The following is a 20,308-nucleotide window of genomic DNA, read 5'->3' on the forward strand; positions in this document are numbered from 1 at the left end:
GGCGATTACGACTTGGCTTTGAAGGCGGCCAATTGACCAAAGCCGGTCGATGACGTGGAGCTGGCGGTCTTGTCGCAGGTGCCTTTTGGCACCAGCTTCCAGGCGTTGGCCTGGTGATCGACCTTCGAGGTACCGGCGCAGGTGGTGCCTGCACCTGCGGCGCAATCGTTCTTGCCTTTCATGGCAACGCCAAAGCATTTCTCCATGTCGTCGGCCGCGTGGGCGATGGTCGGCAGGGTGGCCAGGCTCAGCGCGGAACCCAGGGCCAGGGCCAGGGTGGCGGCAGACAGGGTACGAGTGGTAGCGGTCATGGTGTTTCTCCAGCAGTGAGTGGGTCAAGGAAGCGTCTGTGCTTGCTTATCCCAGTAGAGAAAGCTCACTGTGATTCGTTACAGCGCAGGCCAAAAAAAACGGCCCGAAGGCCGTTTTTTTGTCATGACAGCAGTGTTTAACCGCCCAGATACGCTTCGCGGACCTTCGGATCGGTCAGCAGCGCTTCGCCGGTACCTTGCATCACCACGCGGCCGTTCTCCAGAACGTAGGCGCGGTCGGCGATCTTGAGGGCCTGGTTGGCGTTCTGCTCGACCAGGAACACCGTCACACCATCCTTGCGCAGCTGTTCGATGATGTCGAAGATCTGCTGGATGATGATCGGTGCCAGGCCCAGTGACGGCTCGTCGAGTAGCAACAACTTGGGTTTGCTCATCAGCGCCCGGCCGATGGCGAGCATTTGCTGCTCACCGCCGGACATGGTGCCGCCCCGCTGGCTGAAGCGTTCCTTCAGGCGCGGAAACAATCCCAGGACCTTGTCCATCTGCTCCTGATAATCGCCTTTGTCGGTGAAGAACCCGCCCATGGCCAGGTTCTCTTCGACGGTCAGGCGGGAAAACACCCGGCGACCTTCAGGGACCACGGCGATGCTCTTGCGCATGATCTGCGCCGAGCTCTGGCCGACGAGTTCCTCGCCCATGTAGCGGATGCTGCCGCTGTGGGCTTGCGGCGAGCCGCAGAGAGTCATCAGCAGGGTCGACTTGCCGGCACCGTTGGCACCGATCAGCGTGACGATTTCGCCTTGGCGGATTTCCACGTTGACGCTGTGCAGGGCCTGGATCTTGCCATAGAAGGTGGAAACGTTTTCGAACTGCAGCATTTACGCTTCCCCCAGGTAGGCTTTGATCACTTCAGGATTGTCGCGGATCTCATCCGGCGTACCGTTGGCCAACGGTGTGCCCTGGTTGATCACGACGATATGGTCGGAAATGCTCATGACCAGTTTCATGTCATGTTCAATCAGCAGCACGGTGACGTTGTGCTCTTCACGCAGCATGCTGATCAGCGCCTTGAGGTCTTCGGTTTCCTTGGGGTTCAGGCCGGCGGCCGGTTCGTCGAGCATGAGGATCCGCGGACGGGTCATCATGCAGCGAGCGATTTCCAGGCGACGTTGCTGACCGTAGGCCAATGTCCCGGCGGTACGGTTGGCAAACTCTTTCAGGTTGACCTTCTCCAGCCAGTACTCGGCGAATTCCATGGCCTCGCGCTCGCTCTTGCGGAACGACGGGGTCTTGAACAGGCCGGACAGGAAGTTGGTGTTCAGGTGACGGTGCTGGGCGATCAAGAGGTTCTCGACCGCGGTCATGTCCTTGAACAGCCGCACGTTCTGGAAGGTACGCACCACGCCCTTGAGGGCGATCTTGTGGCCGGGCAGGCCTTCGATCGACTCGCCGTCCAGCAGGATGCTGCCGCCGCTCGGCTTGTAGAAACCGGTCAGGCAGTTGAACACCGTGGTCTTGCCGGCGCCGTTGGGGCCGATCAGTGCCACCACCTGTTTTTCCTTCACGGTCAGGGCCACGCCGTTGACCGCCAGCAGGCCGCCGAAGCGCATGCTCAGATTTTCGACTTTCAGGATCTCGCGGCTCATTTGCGCAGCTCCATGTGAGGACGTTGCATGGGCAGCAGACCCTGAGGACGCCAGATCATCATCAGCACCATCAATGCACCGAACATCAGCATGCGGTATTCACTGAACTCACGCATCATTTCCGGCAACAGGATCATCACGGTGGCGGCAAGCACGACGCCCAGTTGCGAGCCCATGCCGCCCAGCACCACGATGGCGAGGATGGTCGCCGACTCGATGAAGGTGAAGGACTCCGGTGTCACCAGCCCTTGGCGCGCGGCGAAGAAGCTGCCGGCAAAACCGGCGAAGCAGGCACCCAGGGTGAAGGCCGACAGCTTGATGATGGTCGGGTTCAGACCCAGCGCACGGCAGGCGATCTCGTCTTCACGCAGTGCTTCCCAGGCACGACCCAGGGGCATGCGCAGCAAGCGGTTGATGACGAACAGGGCAAACAGCGACAGCAACAACGCAATCAGGTAAAGGAAGATCACCTTGTTGATCGAGTTGTATTGCAGGCCGAAGTACTCGTGGAAGGTTTGCAGGCCTTCAGCAGCTTTGCGTTCGAAGGTCAGGCCGAAGAACGTTGGCTTGTCGATGTTGCTGATGCCGTTCGGACCGCCGGTGATGTCCGTCAGGTTACGCAGGAACAGACGGATGATCTCGCCGAAGCCCAGGGTCACGATTGCCAGGTAGTCACCGCGCAAGCGCAGCACCGGGAAACCGAGCAGGAAGCCGAAGGTGGCCGCCATCATCCCGGCGATCGGCAGACAGATCCAGAAGCTCAGACCGAAGTAGTGCGACAGCAGCGCATAACTGTAGGCGCCGACGGCATAGAAACCGACGTAACCGAGGTCCAGCAGACCGGCCAGGCCGACCACGATGTTCAGGCCCAGGCCGAGCATCACATAGATCAACACCAGGGTCGCGATATCCACCGCGCCACGGGAGCCAAAGAACGGCCATACCAGTGCACCAACGATCAACGCAATAATGATCCAGCGCTGGGTGGTTGGCAGGGTCAGGAAGTTACTGGCCTTGGCTGGCATGACCGGCATGCTCGGCGAGGCTTTCCACGCGGCGCTGATCTTCTGGTCGAACAGCACCCGCAGGAACATCAGCACCGAGCAGACGGCGATAGTGATCAAGGTGGTGTTGCTGGTGCCATGCACTTCGAGGTTGATGCCGACAATGGTCAGTTTCAGACCGAGTACCGGATACGCCACAGCCCAAACCAACAGTGCGCTGAAGAGCGCCTGCTTAAGATTCCTAGTCATACTTTCTCAACCTCCGGACGGCCCAGCAGGCCGGTTGGCCGGAACAACAACACCAGGACCAATAGTCCGAACGCCACGACGTCCTTGTATTGATCGCCGAAGATATCGGCACCAAAGGCTTCCGCCACCCCCAGTACCAGACCGCCAAGCATGGCGCCCGGAATACTGCCGATGCCGCCCAGTACCGCGGCGGTGAAGGCCTTGAGTCCGACCAGGAAGCCCGCGTTCGGGTTGATCACGCCGTATTGCATGCTCAACAGCACTGCGGCGATGGCCGCCAGCGCGGCACCGATGACGAAGGTCAGGGCGATGATGTTGTTGGTGTTGATACCCAGCAGGTTGGCCATCTTGATGTCCTCGGCGCAGGCACGGCAGGCGCGGCCCAGGCGAGAACGGGAGATGAACATCGTCAGGCCGAGCATGGCGATCAGGGTCACCACGAACACCACGATTTGCATGTAGGAAATCAGCACTTCGTGTGCGCCACCTGGCCCGATGGAGAAATTGCCGGGGATCAGGTTGGGGATGGATTTGTCCTTGGAGTCTTGCGCCAACAGAACAGTGTTCTGCAGGAAAATCGACATGCCGATGGCGGAAATCAACGGGATCAGACGGTTGCTGCCGCGCAAGGGGCGGTAGGCGATCCGTTCGATACTGTAGCCGTAGGCACTGGTGACAACGATGGTTGCGATGAAAGCGGCGGTCATCAACAGCGGAACGCTGTCGAGTCCCATCATGGTCAGTCCGGCAATGGCAATGAATGCCACATAGGAGCCGATCATGTAGACCTCGCCGTGGGCGAAGTTGATCATTCCAATGATGCCGTAAACCATCGTATAGCCGATGGCGATCAGGGCATACGTGCTGCCAACGGTCAGACCGTTAACCAGCTGTTGGAAAAAGTGATAGATGTCAGGCATTACAACGCTCCTAAAAACCTGATACGCATTTCACTGGTGGAGTCATTTTCCTGCTCAGGCCCCGTGGTTCTTCATCCACTTCGAGCGTGAGTTTTGCCAGCGAACCGCTGATGACGGTTTTGAGATTTTCAGGTGGGCAGACCCGCGGATCACGCAAGTGCGGCCCAAATCTTCGTAAAACAAAGCCCACGGCACGCCGTGGGCTTTATTGGCAGTCAGTCAGGCAAGCCTTACTGAGGCGAAGCTTCGGTTTTAGGTTTGTCGAAGTGCCACTCGTAAACCACGAACTTGAAGTCTTTCAGGTCGCCCTTGGCGTCGAAGCTCAGGTCGCCAGTCGGGGTTTTGAAAGTGCCTGCGTGGATGGCTTCCGCCACTTTGGAAGCATCTTCGCTCTTGGCGGCGGTGATACCGTCGGCGATGACTTTAACCGCCGAGTAGGACGGGAACACGAACGGGCCGCTCGGGTCTTCTTTCTTGGCTTTGAAGGCGTCAGCCAGGGCAACGTTGGCAGGATCCTGGTCGAAGGATTTCGGCAGGGTTACCAGCAGGCCTTCGGACGCGCCCTTGGCGATCTGCGAGATCGAATCGTTACCCACGCCTTCCGGACCCATGAACTTGGCTTTCAGGCCTTTTTCCTGGGATTGACGCAGGATCAGGCCCAGCTCCGGGTGGTAGCCGCCGTAGTAGACGAAGTCGACGTTGGCTTGCTTGAGCTTGGCGATCATCGAGGAGAAGTCTTTGTCGCCAGCGTTGATCCCTTCGAACACGGCAACCTTGACGCCCTTGCCCTCGAGGGTTTGCTTCACGGCCGAGGCGATGCCTTCACCGTACTGCTGTTTGTCGTGCAGGACGGCAACGATTTTCGGTTTAACGTGATCGGCGATGTAGTTACCAGCGGCAGGGCCCTGGGCGCTGTCCAGGCCGATGGTGCGGAACACCATTTTGTAACCACGGGAGGTGATGTCCGGGCTGGTGGCAGCCGGGGTGATCATGATCACGCCTTCGTCTTCGTAGATGTCCGAAGCCGGTTGAGTGGAGCTGGAGCACAGGTGACCGATCACGAACTTGATGCCGTCGTTGACCACTTTGTTGGCAACGGCCACGGCTTGTTTCGGATCACAGGCGTCATCGTATTCAACGGCGACGAGTTGCTTGCCGTTCACGCCGCCTTTGGCGTTGATTTGCTCGATGGCCATTTTGGCGCCACTGAACTGCATGTCGCCGTATTGGGCTACAGGGCCGGTTTTAGGGCCGGCGATGCCGATCTTGATGGTGTCAGCTGCGAACGAATGGCTGGCAACCCCGGCCAGAACCATAGCGGCAAACAGTTTGGAAATCTGCTTAGTAGCCTTATTCATAGTGCTCCACTCTTGCTGTTGTAATTTTTATAGTCCTGGCGCCGTAGCAGCAGAACCGGGTCAGATATCTTGGATATCCTCCGGAAATGCCCCCGGCAACTGTACCGGTACAGTGTAGAGCGCCAATTGTCGGCCTGGGAAGCTGGCGCCAGGGGGCAAAACCTGAGGGTGTCGCTTTTATGAAAGAAAAAGACAGAATTGCGGCGGGGTTTTCGCTGGACAGTCTGTTGATTCAGCGCATTCCTTGGCGTTCCGGCAGTTTTCAGTCAGTTACTCATTTGCATCCGGGTTTTTCTGCCGGGGCACCGACGTTATCATTCGCGTCGATTTCTTTACCGGACAGAGCCCATGAGTCAAGAACCTAGCACCCTCTATGCCAAGCTGCTTGGTGAAACCGCATCTATCCGCTGGAAGGAACTGGAACCCTTCTTTGCCAAGGGTGCCCTATTGTGGGTCGACGCTGATCTGGATCTGATCGTGGCGGCTGAAGCCATGGCAGAGGATCAACGAGAGAAAGTGGCTGCCTGGCTGGCCGCGGGGAAGGTTGCCGAAGTGTCTGCGACGCGGGCGCTGGATCTGGTCGAGCGTGATCCTGAACTCTGGGCGGTGGTGGTTTCGCCGTGGATCCTGATTCAGGAAAGGGCGCAACCTTGAAAGGTTGCACGCTATTGGTGCCCGGTGGGCGCTGAAAAAAGTGTGTAGCCGAGTAGCGTGATAGCACGGTGCCGTAGAGAAAGACCACAGAGGGGCCAGCATCACGGTGACGTAAACGTAACGGGAACAGTTTAGTAAGCAGCTAACGGCTGCTTAATTGTTTCTGGTGTGAGGGAAGGCGTTGGTCACGGGGTGAGTGCCAGGTCCCCTTCGCGGGCAGAGGAAGGGGGCGACTCGGTACCGAGCCTGTCTCAGCAGGTTTTGCCGGTGTGGTTGTTCAGCGAAATTACCTTGGTCTTGCCGATGCGGTGACGGTAGATTTCGCGCAGGTACTTGATGGCCTTTTTCACGCAATCGCGAGACAGGCGGATGTCGTTGATCGAGACGAACTTGTCCTTGTCGTTGATCAGCTCGCGGTACTTCTTCTCATACATCGGTTTGATCGCATACCAGTTGGTGTCGAGGATCTTCGCCGGATTTTCGAATTCGTTGAGCAAGTCGTCGATCATGGCTTCATCGAAGTCCTCATGGATGATGAAGTCCAGGATCGAGTTGTCCAGGGTGTCGTCGAAACGATACGGGTTGCGGGCAAAACACCGCTTGATGAAGGCCACGATCAGGGTCAGGAAATCGTCCGACAGACACGAGCTCTTGGCGATCAGGGTGGTCAACGACAGGTTGGCCGAGGCCCCGATTACCAGCGCATAACGCTTGAGCGTGGTGTTGGGGAAGAGGCTGTTGAGGTGGGTCTTCAACCGGTTCAGGTCCATGTAGGACAGTTTGTAGTCCTTGGGCAAGGAGACGATCGACACCACCGAGGAGCAGTTCTTGAAGAAGTGCAGGTCGTGCAGGGCAGCAGCGTCGTACCCCGAGTTCTTGTATTGCTCCAACGCGGCGCGATAGCGCTTGGATTCGATCGGCAACAGGCTGATGCCCTCGATCGCCTGGGTGACCTTGTTGAAGTGCGGCAGGTCGATGGAGCGGAAGAACAGGTCGTCGATGTTCAAGCGCTGCGGCTCTTTGTCGAACACCTTGAATTTGTCGCTGCTCGGCGCCGGTTGTTCCGGCACCACGGATTCCGCGTAGGCAATGGCCACGGGGCCGGCCAGACTCATGAACAGATCGTTGGCGTCCAGGCGAATGGTTTCGCCAATGTCGATGCCGGCCCGGCGGAAGTAGTTCTGGTCGTAGTCCGTGGTGACTGCCTGAGCCGTCAGAATGTTGAAAATCTGCTGGGAGATGTACTGGTTGGCGTGCTTCTCCATGGCATTGACATCAATGTTCTGGATGTTGCCGTCATCGTTCTCCTCGGCGTAACGCATGATGTCATTGGAGATCAGCATCATGGCGTTCCATGGGCGGATGCGCCCCATGACGCTGGCTTCGCTGCTGTCTTCGTTGGCGAAGTTGTAGGAGAAATCCCACTCTTCCGACAGGTACTTGCACAGCAGGCGGCCGGCGTTGATATGCAGGGCTTCCGACATTTCGCTGCGGTGATCGGAAATGTTCGGCAGTACGCAAATACCGCTGGTGAAGATCGGCTCGAAAACAAAGGAATGGCCGCTCTTGCTGTCGTGCTCGTCCATCGGCTTGGTGTCGAACGTCTTGTTCATGTACGAGTGCTGTTGGGCCAGGCCGAATTCCGAGGCCATGCCCGAACCGGTACCGCCACCGGCGCTGAAGATCGAGAAGTACAGGCGCGACTGGTTGGCCTTGATGCCGCAACTGTCGATCAGGTACGAATGGATCATCTTCCAGTCAGGGCTGGAGAAACGCTGGGTATCCTTGTTCAGGATGATCTTGGCCAGGTACTGGCCGAGGATCGGCGCATTACCGGCACCACCGGCATGGACTTCGGAAAGGTCCATGATTTTCATTTTGCTGTAATCGCGCAGGAACCCGCTTTTTTCGCCCTTGCGTGAAAAACGGATGCGTCCGGCGATGTCCTTGTCCAGGTCCCCCAGCATGACCAGGGGTTCGACCAGGAACACCGGCTTGGACGCCTTGCCTGCCCCCAGTCGCAAGTTGGTACGGATCCACTGCGCAGGGCTGTAGCCCTTGTCGGCGTAGGACTTGTCTTCGTTGTTGAACTCGTTGAGGTAGAACTTGCGGGCGTTGTACACCAACTCTGCCACGTCCAGCGCAATGTTCGAGCCGCAACGTCCCAGGCCGATCAGGCACACCGAAGGAAACTCCTGTTGGTGCTGCTCGGCATCGCCTTCCAGGTGTGGCGGCTGCGGGAACACCATGTTGCGCAGGCCGTCGAGGTTATCGAGGATGCGGTCGGTGTTGGTTTCGGTGAAATACAGGTACTGCTGAGTCGCAAGCGGGCGCGAGCTGGTCAATGGCTTCATGCCTGAGGGTCTGTCCATGGCGGCGGTGAGCGTCAGTTCGGATACCGCGGGGGCAGGATTGTTTTTAGAAGTCATTGTGCGCCATGTGCCTGGACTGATGGGTTCGGAGGTGAGATGTCTCTGGCTATTGCCCAGAGGCGTTCGCGACATTACGGCGCGGCGGTCTCTCCAGCGATAGGGGGCTAACCTGAGCCTCGCTAGGGGAATACTTTCCTAAGCCTTGTTGAATCGGCCACTATTCGGTGATCTTTAATCGAACAGAGGCAATTTGATGGCACTGTTACCTTCGCTGGCGTTCGCTGGAATCGGTCTGATGGGCTTGCCGATGTGTCGGCGCTTGTTGGCGGCGGGTTATCCGCTGACCGTGTGGAACCGCAATCCCGAGAAGTGCGCGCCTTTGGTCGAGGCCGGGGCACGGCAAGTCTCGACGCCAGCCGAGTTGTGTCAGCACGCGGATCTGGTGATGTTGTGCCTGGCCAACACCGACGTGGTGCGTGACGTGGTCTTCGGCATCGCAGGTGTGGCCAGTGGTGCGAAACCGGGCCAGCTGTTGGTGGACTTTTCCAGCCTGGAACCCACTGCCACACGGGAAATGGCTGAACAGCTGGCCAGTCGCACGGCTATGGGCTGGCTGGATGCGCCAGTGTCCGGTGGCGTCGCAGGTGCCGAAGCAGGAAGCCTGGCAATCATGGTCGGTGGTGAGTCGGCGGACGTTGAGCGGATTCGCCCGGTGTTGCAGAACCTTGGCCAGCGGGTGACGCACATGGGACCCGTCGGCGCGGGGCAGGTGACCAAGGCCTGTAATCAGATGATCGTGGCCTGCAATGCCTTGGTAATTGCCGAGGTGGTGGCGCTGGCCGAGCGTTCAGGCGTGGATGCGAGCCTGTTGGCTGAAGCCTTGAGTGGTGGGTTTGCCGACTCCAGGCCTTTGCAGATTCTGGCTCCGCAAATGGCTGAAAGCCGTTTTGAGCCGATCAAGTGGCACGTGCGAACCCTGCTCAAGGATCTGGATGGCGCGGTAAAGTTTTCCCGCGAGCAGGGTTCGGCGACACCGATCAGTGGACTGGCCGCCCAGTTGATGCGCTTGCATGGAGGTCAGGGCTATCTGGAAAAAGATCCTGCGACATTGATTCATCTGTATCGCGAGCCAGGCTCAAAGGGTTGAGGCTGTGAGCCTGTTTTCGCCGGTTGATTTCGTTCAGGACCGGTTGCAGTTGGGCCAACGGCACCGGGTGGCTGAGCAGGTAGCCCTGGACGAAATCGCAGCCGAAGCGCTCGAGGAACTGGTACTGCTCCAGCGTCTCGACGCCTTCGGTGACCACGGTTAACTGCAGGGTATGGGCCATGACGATAATGGCGTGGATGATCTCCATGTCCTGGGTGGAGCAGGGGGTGTCCTGGATGAACGAACGGTCGATTTTCAGGGTGTTCAACGGCAAGCGCTTGAGATAGGCGAGGGACGAGTAGCCGGTGCCAAAATCGTCGATTGACAGTGAAACCCCCAGCGCCCGAATCTGCCGCATCAGCGCCTGGGTGTTGGCGATATTGCCCATCAGTGCATTTTCGGTGACTTCCAGCTCCAGGCGTTGGGGGGCCACGCCGGCTGAGCGTAATGCGCTGTTGATTTCGTTGGCGAGTTCTTCGCGCCCCAGGCTCAGTGGCGAGCAATTGACTGCGATGTTCATTGTTTCGTGGCCATTGCGCAACAGATCGCCGAGATCCTCGCACGCCTTGCGCAGCACCCAGTTATCGAGCTCGGCGATCAGGCCGTTGGCTTCGGCAATGGCAATGAAGCGATCCGGAGCCAGTAGGCCGTGCACCGGATGCTGCCAGCGAATCAGCGCTTCGAGCTTGGTCACCCGGCCGGCTTTCAGGTCGAAGATAGGCTGGTAATGCAGCACTAGCCCGCTGTCATCGTGCAGTGCATTGCGCAGTTCTTCTTCAAGCTGCAATTCCATCGTGGCCCTGGTTTTCAGGTTGCTGCTGAAAAAGTGCAGGCCATTGCGGCCGTTGCCTTTGGATTGGTAGAGCGCCAGGTCGGCGTTTTTCAGGAGCTCTTCGCAGGTCTTGCCGTCTTCAGGAAACAGGCTGATGCCAATACTGGTGGTCATGACCATGTGTCGGCCAGCCAGCTCGATGGGGTCCTTCATTTTTTGCATGATGCGCTGGGCCATGTGCCGCGCTTCCTCGCGATCGTGCAGGTTGATGAGAATACAGAACTCATCGCCGCCAAACCGCGCCACCACGTCTTCGTGGCTACGGGTCGAAGCCTTGATGTGGCCGGCGATGACTTTCAGCAACTCGTCGCCGGCATCATGGCCCAGGCTGTCGTTGATGCGCTTGAAGTGATCGATATCCAGAAACATGATCGCCAGCATGCCGCCATGGGCGCTTTTCTCGATGAGTTTTTCGGCGAAGATCTGATTGAAGCCGCGACGGTTGATCAGGTTGGTCAGGGCATCGTAGTGCGCCACCTGCTGCAGCGACACGCGCGCCTGATCCAACTGGCCGAGCAATGCATTGACCCGGCGCAGGTCGTGTTCTTTGTGTTGCAGCTTTTTGTCGGCCAAGGCCGCGCTGATGCTGCTGCCGATCACCAGCAGGGCAATGACGGCAATGGTCAGCCCAAGTTGCATGTGGTCGTTGTTCACCGATTGCAGCGTTGGTGAGCCAGCGGGCAGCACCAGGCTCATGGACCACATGCCGGTGAAGTGTATGCTGACCATGCCTGCGCCCAGCAACAGGCTGGTGGTGTATTTGAGCAATTGATGGAATACGCCGTTGCCGTTGCGCAGGCAGTGGGAAAGCAGCAAGACGACGGCACTGGTCACGATGGCGATCGCGATCGACAACGCGAACAGCATTGGCTGGTAGTACATCTGGGCATCGGAGCGCATGGCGGCCATGCCCACGTAATGCATGGCGCAGATACCCAGGCCGATGCCGATGGAGGCCTTCATGTACTGCCAGGGATGTAGCTGGAGATCACTGAGGGTATCCATGGCCAGGAAGGCGGCAAGAAAGGCAATCAGCAGGGACATCAGGGTGATCGACAGCTCGTAGTGGAAGTCGATGGGGGGGTGAAACGCCAGCATGGCGATGAAATGCATCGCCCAGATTCCGCCCGCCAGGCAGGAAGTACCGACCCAGCGCCAGCGTCGTCGAGAGGCCGGGGTTTCGGCATGGCCAACGCGTTCGGCCATGTCCAGCGTGGCAAAGCAGGCAGCGCAGGCAACCAGATAGGCCAGCAGCACCAGAACCGTGTTATGACCACTGTTGAGTACAACCTGTGCACTGCTCTCTGGCAGTTCGGTCATGAAATGCAAGCCAAGCCACTCCATAGCACATCCCGTCTCTGAGTCATCCTGCCTGCGCCATGAACGCTGGCGAATGCATGGAGTATAGAGGTCATGCACGGTGCGCAAGCGATAGTGGCACATTGGCCCAAATGATTTTGTAATGGGTTTTAGAGCGATTGGACATAAATTGATTCATGCGCCAGGCCGGGCGCGATGAGTGGGTATCAGCCAGGCGAATAATGACAGACAGGTATCTTGCAGCTGACTAGATTGCAGGTTCCGGGCTCGAATGCTGCCGGCAATGAAGCCCCTATAACAATAAACGAGACGGACCCATGCAGAACTCGACCCAAGCGGCGAATGCCTGGCGCATTCTGTTCCTGCTGTTCCTTGCCAATCTGTTCAACTTTTTCGATCGCACCATTCCGTCCATTATCATCGAGCCGATCCGCATGGAATGGCACTTGAGCGACTTTCAGCTGGGGATCATCGGTACCGCATTCACTATCGTCTATGCCATTGCCGGTCTGCCCTTGGGGCGAATGGCCGATACCGGCTCGCGTAGCAAGCTGATGGGCTGGGGGCTGGCGGTGTGGAGTGGGCTGACGGCGGTTAACGGCCTGGTGGGAAGTTTCTGGAGTTTCCTGATTGTGCGCATGGGAGTCGGCATTGGTGAGGCCAGTTACGCGCCGGCTGCCAACTCATTGATCGGCGACCTGTTCCCGGCGCACCGGCGGGCACGGGCCATGGGCATCTTCATGCTTGGGCTGCCATTGGGGCTGTTGCTGGCGTTCTTTACCATCGGCTGGATGGTCAAGGCGTTCGACAGCTGGCGCGCGCCATTTTTCATCGCGGCGGTGCCGGGCCTGATGCTCGCGGTGTTCATGTTCTTCATCAAGGAGCCCAAGCGCGGTGCCGCGGAAACCGTGCACGTATCCCAGGAACCTGTGGATCGGCCGATTCGTCGGGTGCTGGCGATTCCGACCTTTCTCTGGTTGGTGATGGCGGGCTTGTGTTTCAACTTTGCCACCTATGCCTGTAACTCGTTTCTGGTGCCAATGCTGCAACGCTACTTCCAGTTGCCATTGCAGGATGCGGCAGTGGCCACGGGGATGATTGTGGGCGTTACCGGGTTGTTCGGCTTGACCCTGGGCGGCTGGGTGGCCGACAGGATTCACCAGCGAGTGGCCAATGGCCGGTTACTGTTTGCCGCCTTCAGCCTGGTCATCTCGACGCTGTGCACGGCCTGGGCGCTGCATGCCGGGCGTATTGAAATCGGTGTGTTCGTGGCCGTGTTCAGCCTTGGCTGGTTGTTTGCGTACAACTTCTATACCTGCGTCTACACGGCGATTCAGGATGTGGTCGAGCCGCGTCTGCGTGCGACGGCGATGGCCTTGTTCTTTGCCGGGCTGTACCTGTTGGGCGGCGGATTGGGGCCGGTGGTCGTGGGCGCTCTGTCTGACCACTTCGCCCAGGCCGCGATGCTTGCGGCCGGGGCCGGGCAGATGAGCGAAGCATTCAAGGCCGTCGGCCTGCACGATGCGATGTACCTGATCCCGGTGGCGTTGTTGCTGACGATGGTGTTTCTGGTCCTGGCGGCGCGTTGCTTTGTACGCGATGCCAAGCGGATGAAAGAAGGACTGGGGGCGGTGGTTGAGCCTGAGGGTTCAGCCGCGATTGCCTGATCGCCTTAGCGGGCAAGTTCACCAGCCCGTGCAGAGGGCATCAGCAACATCACAATAAACAAGCAGACAAAAAAAGGCCCGCATCGCTGCGGGCCTTTCGTTTGGCGGGGCGGGGGAGGGGTTAACCCGCTACCAGCACCCTGATCGCTTCCAGTCGCAGTGCGGCTTTGTCGAGCATGGCCAGGCCTTGCTCGCGCTGCTGGCGCAGGGCAACCAGTTCGCTGTCGCGCACGGTCGGGTTGACCGCTTGCAACGCGGTCAGGCGCGCCAGTTCTTCTTCGGTATCGGCAGCCAGGCGGCGTTGCGCTTCGGCCACGCGTTCGGCGTGACGTGGCGTGATCTTCTCTTCGCCTGCGTTGATCCGTGGCGTCAGTTGGTCGCGCTGGGCCTGGATGAACTTGTTGGCGCTGGCACGAGGCACGCTTTCGAGTTGATCGTTCAGGGTCTCGAAGGACACGCGGGACGACAGATCGTTGCCGTTGGTATCCAGCAGGCAGCGCAAGGCCGCCGGTGGCAGGTAACGACCCAACTGCAGCGAGCGCGGGGCAACCACTTCACTGACGTAGAGCAGTTCCAGCAACACGGTACCGGGCTTGAGTGCCTTGTTCTTGATCAGCGCGACGGCGGTGTTGCCCATCGAGCCGGACAACACCAGGTCCATGCCACCCTGAACCATCGGGTGCTCCCAGGTGATGAACTGCATGTCTTCGCGAGACAGTGCCTGGTTGCGGTCGTAGGTGATGGTCACGCCTTCGTCGTCACCCAGCGGGAAGCTGGCGTCGAGCATTTTCTCGCTCGGCTTGAGGATCAGGGCGTTTTCCGAGTGGTCCTCACTGTCGATGCCGAAGGCGTCGAACAGGGTTTCCATATAGATCGGCAGGGCGAACTGATCATCCTGCTCAAGGATCGCTTCAACCAGGGCATCGCCTTCGCCGGTGCCACCGGAGTTGAGCTCCAGCAGGCGGTCGCGGCCGCTGTGCAATTCCGCTTCCAGGCTTTCGCGGGTCGCGCGGGCCTCGTCGATCAGCGCTTGCCAGTCGCTGTCATCGGCTTCTTCGAGCAGCGGCAGCAGGCGCGGGCCGAACTGATGCTGCAAGGCGTTGCCGGTCGGGCAGGTATTGAGGAAGGCGTTCAGCGCTTCGTGATACCACTGGAACAGACGCTCTTGCGGGCTGGTTTCCAGGTATGGCACGTGCAATTCGATCACGTGCTTCTGGCCGATCCGGTCGAGACGGCCGATCCGCTGTTCCAGCAGGTCAGGGTGCGAAGGCAGGTCGAACAGCACCAGATGGTGGGAGAACTGGAAGTTGCGACCTTCACTGCCGATTTCCGAGCAGATCAGTACCTGGGCGCCGAACTCTTCGTCCGCAAAATAAGCGGCTGCGCGGTCACGCTCCAGGATGTTCATGCCTTCGTGGAACACGGTGGCCGGGATGCCCGAACGCACGCGCAGGGCGTCCTCCAGGTCCATCGCGGTTTCGGCGTGGGCGCAGATCACCAGCACTTTGGTGCGCTTGAGCATCTTCAGCTGGTCGATCAGCCACTCGACGCGCGGATCAAACTTCCACCAGCGCTCTTCTTCGCTGGCATCCGGCTGGGCCTGGAAGCTGACTTCCGGGTACAGCTCGGCATGTTCGCCCAGCGGCAGTTCGAGGTATTCGTCGGGGCACGGCAACGGGTACGGATGCAGCTTGCGCTCCGGGAAACCCTGCACGGCGGCGCGGGTGTTGCGGAACAGCACACGGCCGGTGCCATGGCGATCGAGCAGTTCGCGAACCAGGCGCGCACTGGCCTCGGCGTCGCCATCGTTGACGGCAGTCAGCAGCGCTTCGCCTTCGTCACCCAGGAAACCGTGGATGGTTTTATGTGCGGCCGGGGACAGGCGACCTTGGTCCATCAGCTCCTGGACGGCTTCGGCCACCGGGCGATAGTTCTCGCTCTCGGCACGGAAGGCGTTCAGGTCATGGAAACGGTTGGGATCGAGCAGGCGCAAACGCGCGAAGTGGCTGTCCTGCCCCAGTTGTTCCGGGGTGGCGGTCAGCAGCAGCACGCCGGGGATGGTCTCGGCCAGTTGCTCGACCAGCGAGTACTCCGGGCTGACCTGGTCTTCGTGCCACACCAGGTGGTGGGCTTCGTCGACTACCATCAGGTCCCAGCCGGCCGCGAACAGCGCGTCCTGGGCCTTCTCGTCGTCCACCAGCCACTCCAGCGCAACCAGCGCGAGCTGGGTGTCTTCGAACGGGTTGCCGGCATCGCTTTCGATGAAGCGCTCTTCGTCGAACAACGCAACCTGCAGGTTGAAACGGCGACGCATCTCCACCAGCCACTGGTGCTGGAGGTTTTCCGGCACCAGGATCAGCACGCGGTTGGCGCGACCGGAGAGCAGTTGGCGATGGATTACCAGGCCGGCTTCGATGGTTTTACCCAAGCCGACTTCGTCCGCCAGCAGTACCCGTGGCGCGATACGGTCAGCGACTTCACGGGCAATGTGCAACTGGTGGGCGATCGGTTGCGCACGTACGCCACCCAGGCCCCAGAGCGAGGATTGCAACTGGCGGCTGGTGTGTTCCAGGGTGTGGTAACGCAGCGAGAACCAGGCCAGCGGATCGATTTGCCCGGCGAACAGACGGTCGCTGGCCAGACGGAACTGGATGAAGTTCGAGAGTTGGGTTTCAGGCAGGGTCACCGCTTCGTTCTGCGCGTTGAGCCCGTGGTAGACCAGCAGGCCGTCGACGTCGTCGACTTCGCGCACGGTCATCTTCCAGCCTTCGAAGTGAGTGATGGTGTCGCCCGGCGAAAACCTCACGCGGGTGAGGGGCGCATTCCGTAGCGCATACTGACGAGTGTCGCCAGTGGCCGGGTAGAGCACGGTCAGCAAGCGACCGTCCTGTGCCAGAACGGTGCCTAAACCTAGCTCGGCTTCGCTGTCACTAATCCAGCGTTGCCCCGGTTGATACTGCTGCGCCATGCTGCCTGACTCCCGCCTTGAAAAAGCCGACTATCTTAACGGATCACTGCCTTCAGAGCCAAAGGACTCTCATAAAAACTACTAGTCTTACGGTAGCGCATCGAAGCGAATGGACATAAAGAGTGGCAACCGGCTCACAAGTTTGCGACCGATGGCTCAAGTCGTGACCCCAACAGCCGACAGCTTGCCCACAGGAGACCCTAAACATGCTGCCACCGATGCTTCCCTTGAGCGCCGTGCCGATCACCTCTCAGCAGGACCCGATCCGCCCGAAGCCGGACATTGCGCCGGTGGTGCCGGTGCAGGCGAGTTCCAGTGAAAGCACCATCGACTTGCAAAAGCACGATGGCGAGGAGTCGGCGCTGTTGTTGCGCGAAGAGCAGCGTCGCCAGCAGGCGCGCGACAAGCGTCGCCGCGAAGCCGAGGACGACCCGCAGGCACATCTGGCGGTCCCGGGCGATGAGTTGAATGCCGACAATACGGTGCCCGTGGTGCCGTTGATGGACGAATCGCCACGCCAGGGGGTGTGGGTCGACATCGAGGTCTGAAACCTGCACCTTTTTTGTTGTGCCTTGCAGGTGGCTGGTCTTCGTCGGTTTTTGACCGCATTATTGGCGAACCTTGAGCGGGCAGGGTGACGATGGTCGCCGCGCTACGCCTGTATTGAACCTGAAGATGTAAGCCACGCCATGAGCCAAGACGACAAGCTGATCGACCTCAACACCGAGCGTGCCAAGCGCGTGCATGACCTCAATGAAAAACGCCTGAACGAAGTACGCCAGGCGTTCGAGCAGGCCATGCCCTTGGGCAAGCCCAAGAAAAAGCCGAAAAACAAACCGAAAAAGCGTTGAACCACCTGGATTCGTTGATTCAGGTCAGTTATTTCCCCTCCTTTACGCCCAGTCTTGGGCGGCATTGATCCCGGTCAATTTTCTCCTGTGCCTGATTGGTTAACTTAGACCCATCGCAACGAGGCAAACGCAGGAGGCCAGTCATGTTTTTCGACAATGTGGTGATCGCCGGAGTGCTGACAGTCGGCCTCATGGTTCTGTTTTTTGCCGGGTTTGGTTTCTTTATCTGGAAAGATGCACATAAGCGCAAAAAGCCTTAGGTCTTTCTGGAAGCACGAGCACGCAAGGCATTTTGGGCAACTTCGGTTGCCCTTTTTTTTGCCTGCGGTTTAGGGTTTTGGTTGATTGACTGAGATAACCAGGCAGCCGATCCCTCTCATGTCGATGTCGCTTGTGGGAGCGGGCTTGCCCGCGAAGGCGGCCTGGCAGCCAACCATTCTCTTGCGGGTGTGGTGTACATATCCGTTGCTGCGGTTATGGCCGCTGGAGGTTTCGCTTTTACAGCGACTTACTTTTCCAAACGCCGAAAAGTAAGCAAAAGGCTTCGCCCCGAGCGTCCGGCCCCTCGCCGAGGCTCGGGGTTCCCTCGGCTCCGGCATTCCTCAGGGGCATCGCCCTCCGGTCGGCTTCGCTCGACCTCCATGCGATGTCCTCGACTGTGTCGAGGGGCGCTGCGCGCCATTCCCCTGATGAACGCCTGCGCTCGGCCTGCCGATGGGGCGGGTGGATCAAGATCAAAAGCCAAGCCAAGCCAAGCCAAGCAAAGCAAAGCAAAGCAAAGCGCTACTAAAGTGGTCACCCATAAAAAAGGCGCGACCTCCGGGGAGGGCGCGCCTTTTTTGTGCGGCTGTAAATCAGCTGCCCAGTGCCTTCGATGCCAGCCAGAACAGGCCGGCCGAGAGAGCCACTGTCGCCGGTAGGGTCAGGACCCAGGCCAGCAGGATGGTCTTAACGGTGCCGCCTTGCAGGCCGCTTTTGTTCGCGACCATGGTCCCGGCTACACCCGAGGACAGCACGTGGGTGGTCGATACCGGCAGGCTGAAGATGTTCGCCATGCCGATCATGCACGCCGCGGTGATCTGTGCCGACATGCCCTGTGCGTAGGTCATGCCTTGTTTGCCGATCTTCTCGCCGATGGTCAGTACCACGCGTTTCCAGCCAACCATGGTACCCAGGCCAAGAGCGAGGGCGACGGCCAGGATTACCCAGAACGGGGCATATTCGGTCGTGGCGGTCAGGTCTTTGCGCAGCTTGTCCAGGTCGGCCTTTTCACGGGCGTCCAGGTGAGGCAGCTTGCTGACTTTCTTTGCCGTGTCGTCAAGGCAGAGCAGATAGCGACGGACTTCGATGCGGCTTTCCTGCGGCAGCGAATGGTAGTCGGATACACCTTTGAGAGTGCTCAGCAGCGCGTTGATGGTCGGTTCGGTCTGTTGCGGGTTGCAACGGAACTTCTCCGGCAGATCATCCTTCACACCTTTGCCCAGGGCCAGGAACTCACCCAGGGTTTCGTGATTGCGCTGGTAGAACTGGTTCAGGTGCAAGGTGGCGTCGCGAGTCCGCTCGATCTGGTAGGTCGTGCTGTTCAGGTTGAGTACGAACTGCGCCGGTACGATACCGATCAGTACCAGCATGATCAGGCCGATGCCTTTCTGGCCATCGTTGGAGCCGTGCACAAAGCTCACTGCCATCGCCGAGATCACCAGGACCAGACGGTTCCAGAACGGTGGGTGCTTCTTGTCATCAATCTTGCGGCGCTGGTCCGGTGTCTTGTGCATCTTGGACAGCGGACGCCACCACTTGAGGCCAAGCAATACCAGGGCGGCAACGGCGAAACCGGCCATTGGCGAGACCACCAGCGAGGCGCCGATATCGATAGCTTTCTGCCAGTTAACACCGTCAACCAGTGGAATGTCGTTGATCAGGGCGTTTGCCAGGCCCACGCCCAGGATCGAACCGATCAGGGTGTGAGAGCTGGAAGCCGGGATACCGAAGTACCAGGTGCCCAGGTTCCAGGTGATGGCCGCAGCCAGCAACGAGAACACCATCGCCAGCCCGTGGCCGGTGTTCACATTGATCAACAGTTCTACCGGCAGCAAATGGACGATGGCATACGCCACGCCGACACCGCCCAGCAACACGCCAAGAAAGTTGAATACACCGGAAAAGAATACCGCCAGGTGGGGCGGCATGGCTTTGGTGTAGATAACAGTGGCAACCGCGTTAGCGGTGTCATGAAAGCCGTTGATGAACTCGAAGGCGAGGACAAAGGCCAGGGCGAGCAAGAGGCTCACAAGCACCCAAGCATCCAGTCCGCTGAATAAATCGATCATGAAGGTTTTCTGACCCGGTCATAAGGGGGCGCGATTATGCCAGAAAAGACAGGTAATCAATGCACTTGCTGCTCATCGGTAACATTCTTCAGTGGTTTTGTTTGTAACAAGACCTTAAGACCTAGCGCCGCCGTAGGTTTTCCAAGTCATTGATTTCATTGGGCCTAACGCGAGTTGGCCGACAGCACGCGGCTTCGGCGGGCAGCGAAAAACGCGGTATGAAATATCTGAAAGGAAGGTCAAGCCAGCACCCATCACCTCATCCGAAGGGGGGATGAGGTTGCCATCGCCTGCTTGTGGAGGGCGAATATCGAACACGGAACCTTTCAGTTCATGGCTGAAAGGATGCAGGTCCTGAAAGACTCAAGCCGACGAGACTAGGGCTCTTCGGCCTTGAGTTCTTGTTCCATCTTTTGCAATTCCTGGGTGAATGCCTGATCACGAATGCTGGCGCGTTTACGCCAGGGTTTGCGTTCCGGTTCGGGCTGGGCGGCGTAGGTGGTGACTTCCCCGCCGTAAACTTCCTTGTAGCGTTGTTCCTGGCGCTCAAGTTCCGCGCGCAGTTCGTCTTTCGTCACGGTTATACCTGATTCAAGTTGAAATGAACCCTGGTGAAACGCACGGCATGGGAGCTGTTGATTGCGGGCGTCATCATGACGGAGTCCACGAGGATCCTTGAGTCATGACGGCGCGCTGCTGACAGCATCGTTGTTGCAGG

General features: G+C 59.0%; 17 protein-coding genes. 6 read left to right on the forward strand and 11 right to left on the reverse strand.

Features of this window, described 5'->3' with window-relative positions; translation table 11 throughout:
* Positions 1-5: 5 nt before the first annotated feature.
* From CKW29_RS21105 to CKW29_RS21130, 6 genes are all read right to left on the reverse strand, one after another.
* Positions 6-311, reverse strand: coding sequence for a DUF2282 domain-containing protein (locus CKW29_RS21105; RefSeq protein WP_095149045.1), 306 nt, complete (start codon positions 309-311; stop codon positions 6-8).
* 137 nt (positions 312-448) lie between these two features.
* On the reverse strand, positions 449-1,150 hold the full coding sequence (locus CKW29_RS21110; protein WP_095146804.1) for an ABC transporter ATP-binding protein: 702 nt from the start codon (positions 1,148-1,150) through the stop codon (positions 449-451).
* Positions 1,151-1,918, reverse strand: a complete 768-nt coding sequence (gene livG, locus CKW29_RS21115; protein WP_095146805.1) for a high-affinity branched-chain amino acid ABC transporter ATP-binding protein LivG — start codon at positions 1,916-1,918, stop codon at positions 1,151-1,153. It lies immediately after the preceding gene.
* Positions 1,915-3,171, reverse strand: coding sequence for a high-affinity branched-chain amino acid ABC transporter permease LivM (locus tag CKW29_RS21120; protein WP_095146806.1), 1,257 nt, complete (start codon positions 3,169-3,171; stop codon positions 1,915-1,917). The genes livG and CKW29_RS21120 overlap by 4 nt, the downstream gene beginning before the upstream one ends.
* Positions 3,168-4,091 (reverse strand): high-affinity branched-chain amino acid ABC transporter permease LivH, encoded by a 924-nt coding sequence (gene livH, locus CKW29_RS21125; protein ID WP_095077387.1) that lies wholly within the window; start codon positions 4,089-4,091, stop codon positions 3,168-3,170. The genes CKW29_RS21120 and livH overlap by 4 nt, the downstream gene beginning before the upstream one ends.
* Positions 4,092-4,321: 230 nt before the next feature.
* Complete coding sequence (locus tag CKW29_RS21130) at positions 4,322-5,449, reverse strand: branched-chain amino acid ABC transporter substrate-binding protein (protein WP_095146807.1); 1,128 nt, start codon at positions 5,447-5,449, stop codon at positions 4,322-4,324.
* Positions 5,450-5,797: 348 nt separating this feature from the next.
* On the opposite strand from CKW29_RS21130, the gene CKW29_RS21135 reads away from it, so the two are divergent.
* Positions 5,798-6,103, forward strand: a complete 306-nt coding sequence (locus CKW29_RS21135; RefSeq protein WP_095146808.1) for a DUF2288 domain-containing protein — start codon at positions 5,798-5,800, stop codon at positions 6,101-6,103.
* Between the two features lie 251 nt (positions 6,104-6,354).
* On the opposite strand, the gene CKW29_RS21140 is transcribed toward CKW29_RS21135, so the two are convergent.
* The gene (locus CKW29_RS21140) at positions 6,355-8,532 is read right to left on the reverse strand and encodes a hypothetical protein (protein WP_095149046.1); all 2,178 of its coding nucleotides are present in this window, start codon (positions 8,530-8,532) and stop codon (positions 6,355-6,357) included.
* Between the two features lie 193 nt (positions 8,533-8,725).
* Between CKW29_RS21140 and CKW29_RS21145 the strand changes: the two genes are divergently transcribed.
* The gene (locus CKW29_RS21145; protein WP_095146810.1) at positions 8,726-9,622 is read left to right on the forward strand and encodes an NAD(P)-dependent oxidoreductase; all 897 of its coding nucleotides are present in this window, start codon (positions 8,726-8,728) and stop codon (positions 9,620-9,622) included.
* Here CKW29_RS21145 and CKW29_RS21150 read toward each other — a convergent pair.
* The gene (locus tag CKW29_RS21150; RefSeq protein WP_095146811.1) at positions 9,513-11,798 is read right to left on the reverse strand and encodes a bifunctional diguanylate cyclase/phosphodiesterase; all 2,286 of its coding nucleotides are present in this window, start codon (positions 11,796-11,798) and stop codon (positions 9,513-9,515) included. The genes CKW29_RS21145 and CKW29_RS21150 overlap by 110 nt on opposite strands.
* Positions 11,799-12,091: 293 nt before the next feature.
* Between CKW29_RS21150 and CKW29_RS21155 the strand changes: the two genes are divergently transcribed.
* On the forward strand, positions 12,092-13,441 hold the full coding sequence (locus CKW29_RS21155; RefSeq protein WP_095149047.1) for an MFS transporter: 1,350 nt from the start codon (positions 12,092-12,094) through the stop codon (positions 13,439-13,441).
* A 121-nt stretch (positions 13,442-13,562) separates the two neighbouring features.
* Here the strand turns inward: CKW29_RS21155 and rapA are convergent, their stop codons facing one another.
* On the reverse strand, positions 13,563-16,409 hold the full coding sequence (gene rapA, locus CKW29_RS21160; RefSeq protein WP_095146812.1) for an RNA polymerase-associated protein RapA: 2,847 nt from the start codon (positions 16,407-16,409) through the stop codon (positions 13,563-13,565).
* A 206-nt stretch (positions 16,410-16,615) separates the two neighbouring features.
* Between rapA and CKW29_RS21165 the strand changes: the two genes are divergently transcribed.
* From CKW29_RS21165 to ccoM, 3 genes are all read left to right on the forward strand, one after another.
* Positions 16,616-16,957, forward strand: a complete 342-nt coding sequence (locus CKW29_RS21165) for an aspartate-semialdehyde dehydrogenase (RefSeq protein ID WP_095146813.1) — start codon at positions 16,616-16,618, stop codon at positions 16,955-16,957.
* 141 nt (positions 16,958-17,098) lie between these two features.
* Positions 17,099-17,260 (forward strand): hypothetical protein, encoded by a 162-nt coding sequence (locus CKW29_RS25805; RefSeq protein WP_007959203.1) that lies wholly within the window; start codon positions 17,099-17,101, stop codon positions 17,258-17,260.
* A gap of 143 nt (positions 17,261-17,403) precedes the next feature.
* Complete coding sequence (ccoM, locus tag CKW29_RS26205) at positions 17,404-17,520, forward strand: cytochrome c oxidase subunit CcoM (RefSeq protein WP_007926603.1); 117 nt, start codon at positions 17,404-17,406, stop codon at positions 17,518-17,520.
* A 594-nt stretch (positions 17,521-18,114) separates the two neighbouring features.
* Here ccoM and CKW29_RS21175 read toward each other — a convergent pair.
* Together CKW29_RS21175 and CKW29_RS21180 are read right to left on the reverse strand one after the other, a co-directional pair.
* Positions 18,115-19,590, reverse strand: coding sequence for an inorganic phosphate transporter (locus CKW29_RS21175; RefSeq protein ID WP_095146814.1), 1,476 nt, complete (start codon positions 19,588-19,590; stop codon positions 18,115-18,117).
* 377 nt (positions 19,591-19,967) lie between these two features.
* Entirely contained in the window at positions 19,968-20,168 is a 201-nt protein-coding gene (locus tag CKW29_RS21180; protein ID WP_095082718.1) for a hypothetical protein, read from the reverse strand.
* Positions 20,169-20,308: the final 140 nt, after the last annotated feature.

This window comes from Pseudomonas sp. Irchel s3a18, from assembly GCF_900187535.1.
In the GTDB taxonomy this organism is placed as follows: Bacteria; Pseudomonadota; Gammaproteobacteria; order Pseudomonadales; family Pseudomonadaceae; genus Aquipseudomonas.